13 protein-coding genes and 3 tRNA genes are annotated in these 16486 nt (G+C 71.5%); 7 read left to right on the forward strand and 9 right to left on the reverse strand.

The window, feature by feature from the left end:
* Positions 1-76: 76 nt before the first annotated feature.
* The 5 genes from purM to ABZT14_RS10555 form a co-directional block, all read right to left on the reverse strand.
* Positions 77-1141 (reverse strand): phosphoribosylformylglycinamidine cyclo-ligase, encoded by a 1065-nt coding sequence (gene purM / locus ABZT14_RS10535; protein ID WP_356299430.1) that lies wholly within the window; start codon positions 1139-1141, stop codon positions 77-79.
* Positions 1142-1199: 58 nt separating this feature from the next.
* The gene (gene purF, locus ABZT14_RS10540; RefSeq protein WP_356299431.1) at positions 1200-2759 is read right to left on the reverse strand and encodes an amidophosphoribosyltransferase; all 1560 of its coding nucleotides are present in this window, start codon (positions 2757-2759) and stop codon (positions 1200-1202) included.
* Between the two features lie 387 nt (positions 2760-3146).
* Positions 3147-3437 carry a hypothetical protein gene (locus ABZT14_RS10545; RefSeq protein WP_356299432.1) on the reverse strand — a complete coding sequence of 97 codons (291 nt, stop codon included), beginning with the start codon at positions 3435-3437 and terminating at the stop codon, positions 3147-3149.
* Between the two features lie 33 nt (positions 3438-3470).
* Positions 3471-3791 carry a hypothetical protein gene (locus tag ABZT14_RS10550; RefSeq protein WP_356299434.1) on the reverse strand — a complete coding sequence of 107 codons (321 nt, stop codon included), beginning with the start codon at positions 3789-3791 and terminating at the stop codon, positions 3471-3473.
* A 58-nt stretch (positions 3792-3849) separates the two neighbouring features.
* On the reverse strand, positions 3850-4653 hold the full coding sequence (locus tag ABZT14_RS10555; protein WP_356299436.1) for a sterol carrier family protein: 804 nt from the start codon (positions 4651-4653) through the stop codon (positions 3850-3852).
* A 294-nt stretch (positions 4654-4947) separates the two neighbouring features.
* Between ABZT14_RS10555 and ABZT14_RS10560 the strand changes: the two genes are divergently transcribed.
* Positions 4948-6471 carry an alpha-N-arabinofuranosidase gene (locus ABZT14_RS10560; RefSeq protein ID WP_356299438.1) on the forward strand — a complete coding sequence of 508 codons (1524 nt, stop codon included), beginning with the start codon at positions 4948-4950 and terminating at the stop codon, positions 6469-6471.
* Between the two features lie 23 nt (positions 6472-6494).
* Entirely contained in the window at positions 6495-6995 is a 501-nt protein-coding gene (locus tag ABZT14_RS10565; RefSeq protein ID WP_356299440.1) for a PH domain-containing protein, read from the forward strand.
* 134 nt (positions 6996-7129) lie between these two features.
* Here ABZT14_RS10565 and purL read toward each other — a convergent pair whose 3' ends face one another.
* The 3 genes from purL to purS all read right to left on the reverse strand — a co-directional run bounded on the left by purL (position 7130) and on the right by purS (position 10408).
* Positions 7130-9385, reverse strand: coding sequence for a phosphoribosylformylglycinamidine synthase subunit PurL (purL, locus tag ABZT14_RS10570; RefSeq protein ID WP_356299441.1), 2256 nt, complete (start codon positions 9383-9385; stop codon positions 7130-7132).
* Between the two features lie 85 nt (positions 9386-9470).
* The gene (gene purQ / locus ABZT14_RS10575; protein WP_356299443.1) at positions 9471-10148 is read right to left on the reverse strand and encodes a phosphoribosylformylglycinamidine synthase subunit PurQ; all 678 of its coding nucleotides are present in this window, start codon (positions 10146-10148) and stop codon (positions 9471-9473) included.
* A complete protein-coding gene (gene purS / locus ABZT14_RS10580) occupies positions 10145-10408 on the reverse strand; it encodes a phosphoribosylformylglycinamidine synthase subunit PurS (RefSeq protein WP_356299445.1) in 264 nt (87 codons plus the stop codon). Before purS ends, purQ begins: the two co-directional genes overlap by 4 nt.
* 373 nt (positions 10409-10781) lie before the next feature.
* Between purS and ABZT14_RS10585 the strand changes: the two genes are divergently transcribed.
* From ABZT14_RS10585 to ABZT14_RS10595, 3 genes are all read left to right on the forward strand, one after another.
* Entirely contained in the window at positions 10782-11099 is a 318-nt protein-coding gene (locus ABZT14_RS10585; protein WP_356299447.1) for an Lsr2 family protein, read from the forward strand.
* A 1097-nt stretch (positions 11100-12196) separates the two neighbouring features.
* Positions 12197-12271: transfer RNA gene (locus tag ABZT14_RS10590), tRNA-Gly, on the forward strand.
* Positions 12272-12346: 75 nt separating this feature from the next.
* Positions 12347-12422: transfer RNA gene (locus tag ABZT14_RS10595), tRNA-Gly, on the forward strand.
* Between the two features lie 361 nt (positions 12423-12783).
* Here the strand turns inward: ABZT14_RS10595 and ABZT14_RS10600 are convergent.
* Positions 12784-13785, reverse strand: a complete 1002-nt coding sequence (locus tag ABZT14_RS10600) for a helix-turn-helix transcriptional regulator (RefSeq protein WP_356299449.1) — start codon at positions 13783-13785, stop codon at positions 12784-12786.
* A 484-nt stretch (positions 13786-14269) separates the two neighbouring features.
* On the opposite strand from ABZT14_RS10600, the gene ABZT14_RS10605 reads away from it, so the two are divergent.
* Both ABZT14_RS10605 and ABZT14_RS10610 read left to right on the forward strand, forming a co-directional pair.
* Positions 14270-14342 (forward strand) — tRNA-Gly (locus ABZT14_RS10605).
* A 166-nt stretch (positions 14343-14508) separates the two neighbouring features.
* Positions 14509-16353: an NHL domain-containing thioredoxin family protein gene (locus tag ABZT14_RS10610; RefSeq protein WP_356299450.1), complete on the forward strand. Its 1845-nt coding sequence runs from the start codon at positions 14509-14511 to the stop codon at positions 16351-16353.
* The last annotated feature ends 133 nt before the right edge of the window (positions 16354-16486 follow it).

The following is a 16486-nucleotide window of genomic DNA, read 5'->3' on the forward strand; positions in this document are numbered from 1 at the left end:
ACCACAAGGAGCCGGTTCGAGGTAGCTCGGACCGGCCCTTCGTGTGCCCGGGGGTCTCACCCGCGACGACCTCCACTCAACCCGCGTACTCACCACGGAGGGTGACCGGCTGGGCCTGGTCCTCGCGAGGGCCGATCCGGCCGGCGACCCAGGACCGCACACCCCGCTCGGACAGGGTGGCCAGCGCGGGGTCCACCGACTCCGGGGGCACCACGGCCACCATGCCCACCCCCATGTTGAGGGTCCGCTCCAGCTCCGACGGTTCCACCTCACCGACCTGTTGGACCAGGCGGAAGACCGGGGCCGGGGACCAGGTGGCGCGGTCCAGTTCGGCGTGCAGGTGCTCGGGGATCACCCGGGCCAGGTTGCTGGCCAGCCCGCCACCGGTGACGTGGGACAGGGCGTGCACCTCGGTGGCGCGGATCAGCTCCAGGCAGTCCAGGGAGTAGATCTTGGTGGGTTCCAACAACTCCTCGCCCAGTGAACGCTGGAACTCCGGCACCGCCCGATCCAGCGACCAGCCGGCCCGCTGGAGGAGGACGTGCCGCACCAGGGAGTAGCCGTTGGAGTGCAGGCCGGAGGAGGCCATGGCGATCACCACGTCACCCTGGCGGACCCGCTCGGCGCCCAGTACCCGGTCCGCCTCCACCACCCCGGTGCCGGCGCCGGCCAGGTCGTACTCCTCGGGGCCCAGCAGCCCGGGGTGCTCGGCGGTCTCCCCGCCCACCAGGGCGCAACCGGCCAGGACACAGCCCTCGGCGATGCCCTTGACCAGGGCCGCCACCTTCTCCGGTACGACCTTGCCGACACAGATGTAGTCGGTCATGAACAGGGGTTCGGCGCCGGTGACCACCAGGTCGTCGACCACCATGGCGACCAGGTCGTGGCCGACCGTGTCGTGGACGTCCATGGCCTGGGCGACGGCGACCTTGGTGCCCACCCCGTCGGTGGCCGAGGCCAGCAGGGGGCGCTCGTACCCCTTGAGCGCGGAGGCGTCGAAGAGGCCGGCGAAACCGCCGAGCCCTCCCAGGGACTCGGGGCGCTGTGCCTCGCGTACCCACTTCCTCATCAGGTCGACCGCCCGGTCGCCGGCCTCGATATCGACTCCGGCCGCCGCGTAGCTGGCACCGCTTGGGGACATCACGTCTCGGTTCTCTCCTGTGCGTCGGGAGGCTGGCGCGTCGGGGAGGCCGGTGGCCTCAGGGACGGCGGAGGGCGTCGGCGCCACCGGGACCGGTCAGCAGGGTGCCGACTCCGTCCAGGTCGGGCTGCCGGGTCTCCTCGGTGTCGGGCTCCAGCAGGTGCTTGCCGATGGCCTCGGGCCGGGGCAGTTCGACCGGGTACTCCCCGTCGAAGCAGGCCCGGCACAGCCGGGGCTTGTCGATGGTGGTGGCCTCGATCATCCCGTCCAGGGAGATGTACGACAGGGAGTCGGCGCCCAGGGAGGTGCCGATCTCCTCGACGCTGAGGCCGTTGGCGATCAGCTCCGCGCGGGAGGCGAAGTCGATGCCGTAGAAGCAGGGCCACTTGATGGGCGGGGAGGAGATCCGTACGTGGATCTCGGCAGCGCCGGCCTCGCGGAGCATCCGTACCAGGGCCCGCTGGGTGTTGCCCCGGACGATGGAGTCGTCCACCACCACCAGGCGCTTGCCTCGTATGACCTCCTTGAGGGGGTTCAGTTTGAGGCGGATGCCGAGTTGGCGGATGGTCTGGGAGGGCTGGATGAAGGTACGGCCCACGTAGGCGTTCTTCACCAGGCCGCTGCCGTAGGGGATGCCGCTGGCCTCGGCGTACCCGATCGCGGCGGGGGTGCCGGACTCGGGGGTGGCGATCACCAGGTCGGCGTCGGCCGGGGCCTCCCGGGCCAGTCGCCGGCCCATCTCCACCCGGGAGAGGTAGACGTTGCGGCCGGCGATGTCGGTGTCCGGCCGGGCGAGGTAGACGTACTCGAAGACACAGCCCTTGGGCTTCGCCTCCGCGAACCGGGTGGAGCGCATCCCGTTCTCGTCGACGGCCAGCATCTCGCCCGGCTCCACCTCGCGGATGAAGGAGGCGCCCACGATGTCCAGGGCGGCGCTCTCGGAGGCGACCACCCAGCCGCGTTCCAGCCGGCCCAGCACCAGCGGGCGGATGCCCTGGGGGTCGCGGGCCGCGTAGAGGGTGTGCTCGTCCATGAAGACCAGGGAGAACGCTCCCCTCACCCGGGGCAGGACCCTGGGTGCGGCCTGCTCCACGGTGAGGGGTTCGCCGTTCTCGTCCACCTGGTCGGCCAGCAGGGCGGTGATCCGCTCGGTGTCGCTGGTGGCTCCGGGACGGGTGCCCCGACCGCTGCCCCGGGGGGTCAACTCCTCGGCGAGCGAGGCGAGTTCGGCGGTGTTCACCAGGTTGCCGTTGTGACCGAGGGCGATCGATCCGTGCGCGGTGGCACGGAACGTGGGCTGGGCGTTCTCCCAGACCGAGGAGCCGGTCGTGGAGTACCGGGCGTGCCCGACGGCGATATGGCCGCGCAGGGAGCCCAGTGAGGTTTCGTCGAAGACCTGGGAGACCAGGCCCATGTCCTTGAACACCAGGATCTGGGAGCCGTTGCTCACGGCGATGCCCGCCGACTCCTGGCCACGGTGCTGCAACGCGTACAGCCCGAAATAGGTGAGTTTGGCGACCTCTTCGCCCGGAGCCCAGACCCCGAAGACACCGCAGGCGTCCTGGGGACCCTTCTCACCGGGGAGGAGGTCGTGGTTGAGTCGTCCGTCACCACGCACGACTCCGAGTCTAGGTCAGTTCTTCGGTGCCTCCGAACGAGGCACCTGTGCCCGGGGTGAGGAACGGCTCACCGCTGGTCGTCGTGCCTGTTGAACAGGCTCGAACAGGCCGCGCCACGGCTCCGGTTGCGGTGAGGATCACACGGGGCGCCGGGCGTGCCGCACCGTTGCCGCACCGCCCTCGGGCACCTCCGACCGCACCCCGACCGGTGGCGTCGGCCGGCCCCCGTGCCCTCCCCCGTGGGGGCGCGGGAGTCCCGTCGCCGCACCGGCCCGGTGGCCGGGGCGCGGTGGCGGGAGCGGCCGTCGCCCGTCCGGTGGGCGCTCGGGCCCTGGTGCCGGCGAGGGGTGCCCGCCGGCCCGGGCGGCCGGACGGTCAGGGCCGGATCAGCAGAACCAGCCGTTCTGCACCCAGCCCCGACGGTTGATGTCGCCGTAGGCGAAGCCGTAGACCCAGTTGCCGCCGGCCTCCTCGACCAGGAAGGTCTGGCCCTTCCTCAGGTCGCCCATCCAGGCGCCGTGGGGCGCGGTGACGCGGACGGCCAGGTCCTCGGCGCAGACGGTCTCCCGCTTGCCCTGGTGGCCGTCGGCGGCGTTGGCGGAGGCGGTGGCCAGGGTCGCGCTCAGGGCCAGGGCGAGGCCGAGCACACCGGTGACGCGAAGTGCGGTACGTGCCATGTGAGGACTCCTCGGGTGGGGGGTGGTGGGGGACTACCAGGAGCCGAAGCCGCCGAGGCACTCGGCGCGGACGTATCCCCAGTCGTTGGGGCCGAAGTCGAAGGTGGCGGCCCAGCCGTTGTAGACCGGGTGGGCGCCCCGGGTGTGGCCGACCTTGTTGCCCTTGGTGAGGGTGCGCTTGAGGTCCACGGGACCGTTGGCGCTGTCGTAGTTGGCGTACATGCTGGCCGTCTCACAGGTGATGACGGCGTGGTCCGGGGTGGTGGGGTCCGCGTGGGCGCCGGGCGCGGTCGCCAGCAGGGTGCCGGTGGCGAGGACGCCGGCGGCCCACAGCGAGGTCTTTGTCATGGCCATGCACGGACTGTAAGGGGCCGTCACCCCGGAGACAACGGCGTGGACGGGGTCTTCGGACCTACCGCAGGAGGGGCAGCTGCTCCCCCAGGTCGGCCCGCGCCCCACTGGCCGACAGGGCGTGCGAGTCCCTGGCGTCAGCCCAGGTCACGCGGCCCGTGGCGAGCCGGATCCAGGTCAGCGGGTCGGTCTCCACCACGTTCGGCGGGGTGCCCCGGGTGTGCCGGGGGCCGGGCAGGCACTGCACCACCGCGAAGGGCGGCACCCGCACCTCCACCGTGCCCCCCGGGTACCGGGTGGCCAGGGTGTCCGCGAACAGCCGCACCACCAGCGCCAACGCCTGCCGGTCCATCGGCACCCGGCGGCGCAGCGCCCGGGACAGGTCGTCGGTGTGTACCACCAGCTCCACGAGTCGGGTGACCGTGAAGTCCAGGGCCCGCATCGAGCCGAAGCGGTGCGGCAACAGGATGTCCGGGCGTACGGCCGCCTCGATGACCGGCTCCAGCTCCCGTACCGCCTCGTCGATCTCCGCCACCGCGTCCTCGGCGCCCTCGGCCCGCTGGCGGGTCCGCCCGTCCAGGTACTCGGCGATGCCCTCGGTGGAGGCCGCCCACCTCGCCAGGTCCACCTCGGGGCGCTCCCCGGGGGGCGGCGGTTCGGCGAACAGCCGGGGCAGGGCCTCGATCTGGTCGGCGATGTGGGCGAGCAGGTGGTGTACGTCCCAGCCGGGGAGCACGGTGGGCAACCCCCGCTCCTCCGGGGCGAGTTGGTGGGCTTCGGCGCTGAGCGTCTCGACCTGGGCGATCAGGGCCTTCCGCACCCTCGCCGGATCGATCGTGCGGGCCTTCTTGCTGGCGGGCGGCATGGCATGAGCTTAGAGCGTGCCCCCACGCCGCGCTCCGCCCGTGTCGCCGTGCCGGGCGCGGCCTGACGTACCGCCAGCCGGCCGGCTACCCGGCCGCCGGGACACCCCCGTGGCGGTCTTTTGCCCGCCGGGCCCCGCGCCGCATCGTGGAGGGCGACGGCTTCGGCCCAGGACACCCGGCAACACCAGGCAGCGTCAGGCAGCACGACACCGCGCCACCGCACGCACAGGCCCCCTCCTTGTCCACACCCTGTGGACAAGGAAGAGGGTGCCGCCCACCGGAAAGGCAGCCCCATGCCGCACTCCCCCACGCCGGCCCACCTCGTACTGGACCCCGCCTTCACCGTGGGCCAGGTCGACCCACGGCTGCTGGGCAGCTTCGTGGAGCACATGGGCCGGTGCGTCTACACCGGCATCTACGAGCCCGACCACCCCGACGCCGACACCGACGGCTTCCGCACCGACGTGGCCGCCCTGGTACGGGAGTTGGGCACCACCCTGGTCCGCTACCCCGGCGGCAACTTCGTGTCCGGCTACCACTGGGAGGACGGCGTCGGCCCCCGCCACCAGCGCCCCCGACGGCTCGACCTCGCCTGGCGCAGCGTGGAGACCAACCAGGTCGGCACCAACGAGTTCCTCACCTGGGCCGCGCGCCTCGGCCTCGAACCGATGATGGCCGTCAACCTCGGCACCCGGGGCATCGACGCCGCCCGCGCCCTGGTCGAGTACTGCAACATCCCCGGCGGCACCGCCTGGTCCGACCTGCGCGTCTCCCACGGGGTACGCCAGCCCCACGGGGTCCGGCTGTGGTGCCTCGGCAACGAGGTGGACGGCCCCTGGCAGACCGGCCACAAGTCCGCCGCCGAGTACGGCCGGCTGGCCGCCGAGGCCGGCAAGGCCATGCACCAGGTCGACCCCTCCGTGGAACTGGTCGTCTGCGGCAGTTCCCACGACCGCATGGACACCTTCGGCACCTGGGAACGGGAGGTACTGCGCCACACCTACGACGAGGTCGACTACGTCTCCCTGCACTGCTACTACGAGGAACTCGACGGCGACCGGGCCAGCTTCCTCGCCAGCGGCGTACGGATGGACGCCCACATCGCCGACGTGGTCTCCACCGTCGACCACGTACGGGCCACCCTCGGCTCCCGCAAACGGCTGCGGCTGTCCTTCGACGAGTGGAACGTCTGGTACGCGGCCCGCTTCCCCGGCGAACGCGCCCTGGAACTGGCCGAGGCACCCCGGCTCATCGAGGACCGCTACTCGGTCACCGACGCGGTGGTCGTCGGCTCCCTGCTGATGAGCCTGCTGCGGCACGCCGACCGGGTCGCCGTCGGATGCCTGGCCCAACTGGTCAACGTCATCGCCCCCATCCGCAGCGAACCCCGGGGCCCCAGCTGGCGGCAGACCACCTTCCACCCCTTCGCCCTGACCGCCCGCCACGCGCGCGGCACCGTACTGCGGGTGGCGGCCGACAGCCCGACGGTGGACACCCCCGCCTTCGGCCCGGTACCCGCCCTGGACGCGGTCGCCACCCGGGAGGAGGAGACCGGGCGGCTGACCCTGCTGGCCGTCAACCGCGGCCAGGAACACCCCCTGCCCCTGCGGGCCACCCCGCGCGGCGGACCGTACCGACTGGTGGAGCACCTGGCCCTGTACGACGAGGACCCGGACGCCACCAACGACGCCGAGGCACCGGACCGGGTACGGCCCAGGCGGGTGCCCGACTCGGGGATGGACGCCGAAGGCCAACTGGAGGCCCTCCTCCCGCCGTTGTCCTGGAATCTGTTCCGGCTCGAACCGGTCACGGACTGAACCGATGTGCCAGGATGCCGAACATGGCTCACGCGGAACGACACCTCGCCGACGACGAGGAACTGCTGTACCAGACACGGCAGCACTGGACCGAGATGGTCAGCGAGTTCCTGGTGCTGGTGGTGATCTGGGTGGTCGCCGGGATCCTGCTGTTCGTCCTGCCCACCGACGAGGACTGGGGCCGGATCGCCACCTACGTGGTGATCGGGCTCGGCGTGCTCGCCTCCCTGCGGTACTGGCTGGTGCCGCTGCTGAAGTGGCGCAGCAAGGTCTACGTACTGACCACCAAGCGCATCTACAAGCGCAGCGGCTTCCTCACCAAGACCAGCCGCAGCATCCCCCTGGTCCGGGTGAACGACGTGGCCTTCAAGGCCACCCTGTGGGAACGGATCATGCGCTACGGCACCCTCTCCATCCAGTCCGCCTCCGAACAGGGCATGATGACCCTGCGTCACGTACCGGACCCCGAGGGTTTCAAGAACCTCATCTACCAGGCGGTCGACGACCAGCAACAACAGCCCTGACCGCCCGAAGGGGCCGAGGAGCACACATCCGTACCCCTCGGCCCCACGTCACGAGGACCTCACCCCGGCCCTCACCCACGGCGACCGTCCCGGGGCGCACCCCGGGACACGTCCGACCGTACGGCCACCACCGCTCAGCCGAACAGCTCCGGCAGCGTCCGACGGTGCGCCTCGCCCAGCTCGGACAGCGGCACCTCGAACTGGCCCTGCACCTCCAGCGCGTCACCGTCCACCACCCCCACCCGGGCGGCCGGCAGCCCCCGGGCGGCGCACATCTCGGTGAACCGCACCTCCTCGCTACGCGGCACCGCCACCACGGCCCGGCCCTGGGACTCGGAGAACAGGAACACGAACGGGTCCTGCCCCTCCGGCACCACCAGCCGCGCCCCGTTGCCGCCCCGCAGACAGGACTCCACCAGCGCCTGCGCCAGCCCGCCGTCCGACAGGTCGTGCGCCGCGTCGATCATCCCGTCCCGGGAGGCCGCGACCAGGATGCCCGCCAGCAGCCGCTCCCGCTCCAGGTCCGCCCTCGGCGGCACCCCGCCCAGGTGCCCGTGCACCACCTGCGACCAAGCACTTCCGCCCAGCTCCTCCCGGGTCTCCCCCAGCAGGTACAGCAGCTGCCCTGGAGTGGAGAAACCCATCGGGGTACGACGGGTCACGTCGTCCAGCACGCCCAGCACCCCCACCACCGGTGTGGGATGAATGGCCACCTCGCCGGTCTGGTTGTACAGCGACACGTTCCCGCCGGTCACCGGGGTGCCCAACTCCCGGCAGCCGTCCGCCAGTCCACGGCAGGCCTCGGCGAACTGCCACATGGCCGCCGGGTCCTCCGGGGAACCGAAGTTCAGGCAGTCGGTGACCGCCAGCGGCTCCGCCCCGGTGGCGGCCACGTTGCGGTACGCCTCCGCCAGCGCCAACCGCGCCCCCTCGTACGGGTCCAGCTTGGCGTAGCGGCCGTTGCCGTCCGTCGCCAGGGCCACCCCGAGGTTGGTCTCCTCGTCCAGCCGGATCACCCCGCCGTCCTCCGGCTGGGCCAGCACCGTGTTGCCCAGGACGTAGCGGTCGTACTGGTCGGTGATCCACGACTTGTCCGCCTGGTTCGGCGAGGACACCAACCGCAGCAGCTGCGCCCGCAGTTCGTCCCCGTCCACCGGTCGGGGCAGCCGCGCCGCGTCGTCCGCCCGCAGGGCGTCCAACCAGTCCGGTCGGGCGTACGGCCGCTCGTACACCGGCCCCTCGTGGGCCACGGTGCGCGGCGGTACGTCCACGATCCGCTCACCGTGCCAGAAGATCTCCAGCCGCTCCCCGTCCGTCACCTCGCCGATGACGGTGGCGATCACGTCCCACTTCTCGCAGACGGCCAGGAAGCGGTCCACCTTGTCCGGCGCGACCACCGCGCACATCCGCTCCTGGGACTCGCTCATCAGGATCTCCTCCGGGGACAGCGAGGAGTCCCGCAGCGGCACCGCGTCCAGCTCCACCCGCATCCCACCGGAGCCGTTGGACGCCAACTCGCTGGTGGCGCAGGACAGTCCGGCCGCCCCCAGGTCCTGGATGCCCTCCACCAGATCGGCCCGGAACGCCTCCAGGGTGCACTCGATGAGCAGCTTCTCCTGGAACGGGTCGCCCACCTGTACCGCGGGCCGCTTGCTGGGCCCGCCCTCGTCGTCGAAGGTCTCCGAGGCCAGCAGGGAGGCGCCGCCGATGCCGTCGCCCCCGGTACGGGCCCCGTAGAGGACCACCTTGTTGCCGGGCCCGGTGGCCTTGGCCAGGTGGATGTCCTCGTGCCGCATCACGCCCACGCACAGGGCGTTGACCAGCGGGTTGCCCTGGTAACAGGGGTCGAACACCACCTCGCCGCCGATGTTGGGCAGGCCCAGGCAGTTGCCGTAGCCCCCGATGCCGGCCACCACCCCGGGCAGCACCCGGCGGGTGTCCGGGTGCTCGGGGTCGCCGAACCGCAGCGGGTCCATCACCGCGACCGGGCGGGCGCCCATCGCGATGATGTCCCGCACGATGCCCCCGATGCCGGTGGCCGCGCCCTGGTACGGCTCCACGTACGAGGGGTGGTTGTGCGACTCGACCTTGAAGGTCACCGCGTACCCCTGGCCGACGTCCACCACCCCGGCCTGCTCGCCGATGCCCACCAGCAGCGCCTCGGACTCGGGCGCCTTCTCCCCGAACTGCCGCAGGTGCACCTTGCTGGACTTGTACGAGCAGTGCTCGGACCACATGACCGAGTACATCGCCAGTTCGGCACCGGTCGGCCGGCGACCGAGGATTTCCCGGATGCGCTGGTATTCGTTCTCCTTCAGCCCGAGTTCGGCCCACGGCTGGGGGCTGTCGGGGTTCTGCTCGGCCTGCTTGACGCTGTCCAGACTGGTCACGCTCGTTCGCTCCCTGGCGCGTGGTGGTGCGGTGCTCGTCGCTTCGCGCCCCGGGGGCGCGGGAAACGGGGGGTGGGGCGGACGGTCACGAGTGGACCAGTTTCCTGATCACCGAGGTGAAGAATCCCAGCCCCTGGGTGCCCGGCCCGGTCAGCTCCTCGACCGCGTGCTCGGGGTGCGGCATCAGGCCGACGACATTCCCGGCCGCGTTGGTGACGGAGGCGATATCGCGACGGGAACCGTTGGGGTTGAAGTCCAGATAGCGGGCGACCACCCGCCCCTCCGCCTCCAGTTCGTCCAACGTCCGCTCGTCCGCCACATAGCAGCCGTCGATATTCTTCAACGGAACGGTGATCTCCTCCATCCGCTGGTACGAACCGGTCCAGGAGGTTTCCGTGTTTTCGATACGGAGCCGCTGGTCCCTGCAGATGAAGTGCAGATGGTTGTTCCGGGTCAGCGCCCCGGGCAGCAGGTGCGTCTCACACAGCACCTGGAACCCGTTGCAGATCCCCAGCACCGGCAGTCCGGCCCGCGCCTGCTCGACCACCGGGCCCATCACCGGGGAGAACCGGGAGATGGCGCCGGGCCGCAGGTAGTCGCCGTAGGAGAAACCCCCGGGCAACACCACCGCGTCCACTCCGCGCAGGTCCGCCTCGCGGTGCCACAGTTCCACCGGCTCGGCGCCGGCCAGCCGTACCGCCCGCCGCGCGTCCCGGTCGTCCAGCGAACCGGGAAAGGTGACGACTCCCACACGAGTGGTCACGCCGCCCCCCGGGCGCTCTCGACGGGGTGCACCCGGAAGTCCTCGATGACCGTGTTGGCGAGGAACGTCTCCGCGATTTCCCGAATACGGGCAAGGGCCGCCTCGTCGAGGGGGCCCTCCACTTCCAGCTCGAAGCGCTTGCCCTGACGGACCTCGGCGATGCCCTCGAATCCCAGCCGGGGAAGCGCGCGCTGCGCCGCCTGCCCCTGTGGATCGAGGATCTCCGGCTTCAACATGACGTCGACCACGACGCGAGCCACGAGTACTCCAGATGGTGTGGCGGCACTTGACCGCTGCTTGCTGCTGCGCGGCCAGCGTACCCGCCAAGGAAATCTACGCGCGTTGATATATCGGGGCGCACACGCACCGTCAGAATTCCCCTCGACGCAAGCCGTAACTCAGCCGGCCGGCAAGTCAGCCGACGACAACATCCCAGCCAGATAACGACGCCGGTACGGGGCTCATATTTCTTCCGCCGTAATGCGATACTCAACGACCAGGATCCACAATAGAAAAATCACCGACCCCGACAATCGGGCCCGCCCACATCAACGACACGTCCGGTCATGACTCCCGCCCGGCGGGAGCCCATCGTGACCGAACGGGCGGGCCATTACGGAAGGACCGATATCCGTGGCGCAGCGCGTAGTTGTCACCCTCTCCGACGACATCGAAGGCGGGGAAGCCTCGGAGACGATCTCCTTCGGTCTCGATGGAAAGTCCTACGAGATTGACCTCAACGAGGGAAACGCGAACCAGCTCCGCAAGGCCCTTGAGCCCTATGTCTCCGCCGGCCGCAAGCGGGCCAAGTCGGGCAAGACCTACCACCGCACCTCCGTCGCCCCCGACCCCCGGGCGGTACGCGCCTGGGCCGAGTCCAACGGCTACAAGGTGCCGCCCCGGGGCCGCATCCCCAAGGACATCGTCCAGGCGTTCGCCGAGGCCAGCTGACCCGCCAGCCGCGGGCCGGACACCGGGTACGGGTCCCTCACCGCGCCCGCCCGGTGTACGAGGCGGCACGGCGAAGGTCGGCGCGCTCGCCCGACCCTGAGGCGGTTCACCACCGGGCGGGAGCCCTCCAAGACCGGTCGCCGGGACTCAACCGACGGCCGGCCCGGGGGAGTTCGCCCGCCCGGCCGGAGTACGTGACGGACCCACGGTCGCCCTGACGCGGTGCCATCGGGCGGGGTCACGGCCAACGTCCCCGCCCGGTGGCGTACCCACCCGGGCACCCGGGTGGGCGCGCGATATGTCCGGGGGCGGCACGCCCCGGACGTTCTCAGCGACGGGGTGCCGAGGCTCCCGGCCGGCGAGGGGGTTCGGGCGGCTCGGGCGGCCAACTCCCCGCCGCCTCCAGGGTGGTGGCCGCGCTTCAGGAACGCCCCCTCTTCGGTACGCCGGCGGTTCAGGGGCGGAACCAGCCACCAGCACCCCGACCGCGCCTGGCGGAGAACGTCCGCCGAGGCCCACCGACGTTGCCGGGTCGGGAGGGGCACCCCGCACCACGTACCGCCTGTTGACGGCGCCGCGACGCACCCGGCCCGGGCCGGGTCGGGGCGACCCACGCGGGCCGAGACCACGAAGCCGCTCCCTTCTCCGAGCCGAGCCGGTCCATGGCCGGCGCCCCCCATGTGCCCCCGCCCGTACGGCCGTTGGCCCCGCCGGGCCCGCCCTCCGAGCCCCGCCACCACCGTTCCGTTCAAGCCCCGGGAGGGGCGATCCCGAGCGGGGAGCGTGACCGTTTCGGCCCGGGGGCGGCCCGCCCACGGACACCCCGCGAGGGCGGCCCGCCGCGGCGGCCCGACCGTGTCAGCGCGCCGACCAGGGGATGACGGCTCCCTCCCGGGTACGCCAGAGCCACGGCGCCCACCGGCCGACCCCGAGTCGCCGGACGTACTCCGCTCCCCCACCGGGGCGGGCCCTGGCGTGTTTTGGCTCCCTCCACGGGGGTCGGGGGGAAGCGACTTGCCAGCGCCCCCAGTTGATCCGCTAGAGTCGGGGCACGCCGCGAGGCCAGCGGCCCGAAAGGGCCCGACCTGGCACAGCGTGCGGGTGTAGCTCAGTAGTAGAGCGCCCTCTTTCCAAGGGGGAGGCGCAGTGTGCGATCCCTGCCACCCGCTCCACACCACTCCCCGTTATTCACCTTTCGTGGGACATGGTGTTCTCGCACGTCGTCCGGTGAATACCGGAGGCGGTACGCGGACGTGGCTCAGCTGGTAGAGCATCACCTTGCCAAGGTGAGGGTCGCGAGTTCGAATCTCGTCGTCCGCTCCATGGAAGCGGTGATGTCCGGTCGACAGATCGGACATCACCGCTTTTCGCGTTCCGCCGAAGACCGAGCGAAATCGGCGACACACCGGGGGCTTTTGTCGAACGGTTTACCGGCGATCTTTTCACCCCGGTTCAGAAGGCCCGATCCCCCGGTTACGGCTCCCCTTCGTACCCTCCCCCACCTGTACCGACTCCCCCGTACGACCTCGGAGTTGTCGGGGCCCTCGCGAGGCAGCGGCAGGGTGCCGGACTCCTGAGGTCAGGGCACCCGGCGCCTCCGGGGCCCTGGACGGAGGCGGTCACCCTCGGGCCGCGCCCCCGTCGGTGCGCGACAGTGACCGGGCGGGTACGGGCACCGAAAGGCTCAGACCCAGCCCCGGTCACGGGCCAGAAGCGCCGCGTGGGCCCTGCTTCCCGCCCCCAACAGCCGCATCACCGAGGCCACATAGCGTCGGTACGTACGCAGGGAGACGCCCACCCGTCGGGCCGACACCTCGTCCTTGTCACCCGAGCACATGGCCCGCAGCACCCGCAGCTTGACCGGAGGCAGGGGGCACTCCCCGTTGCCCTCCCCCGACGACGAGCCGAACATCTCCCGCGCCTGCGTCCACACCCGCTCGAACAGCGCCAGGCTCTGGCTCACCAGACCGCTCTCCTGGGAGAGCAGCACCCCCTGGCGAGGACGGGCCGAGTCACGGGACAACATGATCGTGCGGCTGTCGAAGACCAACAGCCGTTCCCGCACGTCGTGCGCCACCCGGACCCGGGCCCCCTGGTCCACCAGTTCCCGCAGGTACTCCACCGAAGCCGGGTCCTCCCACACCCGCGCCCCCACCACACACCGCACCCTGACCCCCCGGCGCAGGGCACGCGGTTCCAGCGGACGGGCCTGGTCGAGCTGGGCGGGCTGGAGGTCCGCGTGCGGGTCCAGCGCCACGATCTCGTCCTGGGAGAAGTGCGCGAGGTCCGCGATCCTGGCGCAGATCCGGGGGATGTCGGTGAGGCACTCCAGGGAGGGTTCCGAGGAGTCGTCCTCGGAACCCGGCGCCGAAGGGCAACCGGTACGCAGGGTGCGGGTCAACCGGTAGGCGCTGGTGACCTGTTCCAGTTCCGCGAACAGCTGCCGTAGCCGGTGTTCGGTGAGCCGCCCGACCGCCGTCTCCGGGTCCGCCGCCACCGGCGGTTCCTCACCCCACAGCAGGCCCAGGTCGCGAAGACGGTCCACCCCCCGCCGTACCTGCTGCGGGTTCAGCCGCAACGGCGCGTGAAGTTCCTCCAGCCTGGCGTCTGGATGCCGGAGGAGATGCCGGTAGATCAGCTCCTCGGTCTCGTCGACCCCCAACGCCGACATGTCGTTGCCGTCCAAGCCGGCCCCCTCAAGCCTGGTGTGGGGGTGCGCTGGCCGGCGTGACCACCGGCCGCCGTACCCCCGTCGTTCTCGACTCTCCCACCCCGTGGGTCCGAACGGTCGATTCGGTCCGCACTAGCCGGAGCAGGCCGCAACCCGGGCACCGGCCCGGACTGACACCGAGGACACTAGTGGCACACAGGGCTCGGAGCGCTCGTACGAAGCGCTCAGGCTAAGCGCGGCCGGTCGGCACCTTCCCGGAACATGGGAAAAACGTTTCCATGACGTAACCCGCCCCTCGGAGCCACAGGGCTCCCCGAAGCGGTTCGCCAGAGCGGTGCGGTGGAGGCGCGGGGGTTCGGTGGGGGCTCACCGCCCGGCTCCGAGGGCGGGGTGAACGGTGGGCCGGGGCCTGGTCCGGTACCGGAGTCGGTCCCGATGTCACCAGCACCCGCCAGGTGTGGTTATAGTGGACCTCGTTCCGCGCGAGAGTGCGGCACCTGCGGACGTAGCTCAGTTGGTAGAGCGCAACCTTGCCAAGGTTGAGGTCGCCGGTTCGAGCCCGGTCGTCCGCTCAGATGGAGGAGGGCCCAGGCCACAGCGCCTGGGCCCTCCTCTTTTGTGTGCCGTGCCTCTTCTTGTGTGCTGTGGGGCACGTTCACGGCTGGGGTAGGCCGTAACGGTTGTCCGGCGTACGGACGGGTCTCGGGGCGTGCTGGTCCGGCTGGCACCCTGGGCGGCATGGCTTCTCGTATCCGCGTGCGGGCCCCCGAGCTGGTCGGACGGGGTGGCTGGCTCAACACCGGCGGTACCCCGCTGAACCTGGGCGACCTCCGGGGCAAGGTCACCGTGCTGGACTTCTGGACCTTCTGCTGCGTCAACTGCCTCCATGTGCTCGACGAGCTGCGGGAGTTGGAGGAGCGGCACCGCGACACCACGGTGGTCGTGGGGGTGCACTCGCCCAAGTTCGTCCACGAGGCGGAGCACCGGTCGGTGGTGGATGCCGTGGAGCGGTACGGGGTACGCCACCCGGTGCTGGACGACCCCGACCTGGAGACCTGGAAGCAGTACACGGTCCGGGCCTGGCCCACCCTGGTGGTGATCGACCCCGAGGGGTACGTGGTCGCCCAGTACGCCGGCGAGGGCCACGCGCACGCCCTGGAGACCCTGGTCACCGAACTGGAGAAGGAGCACGAGGCCAGGGGCACCCTGGTGCGGGGCGACGGGCCCTACGTACCGCCCGAACCCACCCCCACCACCCTGCGCTTCCCCGGCAAGGCCCTGCGGCTGCCCCACGGCAACGTGCTGGTGTCCGACTCCACCCGGCACTCCCTGGTGGAGCTGTCCCCGGACGCGGAGGGGACCGGTGGTGAGGGTGAGGTGGTACGGCGGATCGGTACCGGGGAACGGGGACTGGTCGACGGGCCCTGGCACCGGGCCACGTTCAGCGAACCCCAGGGCCTCGCCCCGCTCCCCGACGGCCGGGTGGCCGTGGCCGACACCGTCAACCACGTACTGCGCGCGGTGGACTGGGACTCGGGCACGGTGACCACCCTGGCCGGTACCGGGGAACAGTGGTGGCAGGGTTCCCCCACCTACGGGCCGGCCCGGGAGGTACCGTTGTCCTCCCCCTGGGACCTCGCCTGGTTCGAGGACCGGCTGTGGATCGCCATGGCCGGGGTACACCAGCTGTGGACCTACGACCCCGGCACCGGGCGGGTCGCGGTGGCCGCCGGTACCACCAACGAGGGGCTGGTGGACGGTCCGGCCGACCAGGCGTGGTTCGCCCAGCCCTCCGGGCTGACCGTCGCCGGAGGACGCCTGTGGGTGGCCGACTCCGAGACCAGTGCCCTGCGCTGGGTGGAACGGGGCGAGGACGGCGCCTTCCACGTCCACACCGCGGTGGGCACCGGACTCTTCGACTTCGGCCACCGGGACGGTGAGGCGGACCAGGCCCTGCTGCAACATCCCCTGGGCGTCGCCGCGTTGCCCGACGGTTCGGTGGCCGTCTGCGACACCTACAACCACGCCCTGCGCCGCTACGACCCGGCCGGCGACCGGGTCAGCACCCTCGCCACCGACCTGCGGGAACCCTCGGACGCGGTGGTCGACGAGGAGGCGGGCGAGGTGCTGGTGGTGGAGTCGGCCCGGCACCGGCTGACCCGGCTGCGGCTGCCCGAGGAGGCGGTGAGCGTGCAGCCGGCGGCCTTCCAGACGCGGCGCGCGGCCACCGAAGTGGCCCCGGGGCGGCTGGAGTTGGAGGTGCTGTTCGAGGCGCCCACCGGGCAGAAGCTGGACACCCGCTACGGTCCGGCGACCCGACTGGTCGTCAGCTCGACCCCCGAGGGGCTGCTGTCGGAGGGCCAGGGCGCCGGCACGGACCTGAGCCGAGGGGTACGGCTGGCCGAGGACGTACCCGAGGGCGTCCTGCACGTGTCCGCCATGGCGGCCTCCTGCGACGACGCCCCCGAGGTGGAGTACCCGGCCTGCCACGTCCACCAGCAGGACTGGGGCGTACCGGTCCGGGTGGTCCCCGGGGGCGCGACCCGGCTCCCCCTCAACCTCGCCGGGAGGGACGGGAGTTAGGTCGCGCGGTTCGGATCACGGCGAGGCGCGCGTGCGGTGTCATCTCGCGCGCCGCACCTCGCCGCGTTGTCACCGTGGGGTCGCTGAGGGGTCGTCGTGGGGTCGCTGAGGGCGGCTGTCGCCGCGCCGCGTC

It is taken from the genome of Streptomyces sp. NPDC005438 (genome assembly GCF_040606315.1).
Lineage (GTDB): Bacteria > Actinomycetota > Actinomycetes > Streptomycetales > Streptomycetaceae > Streptomyces.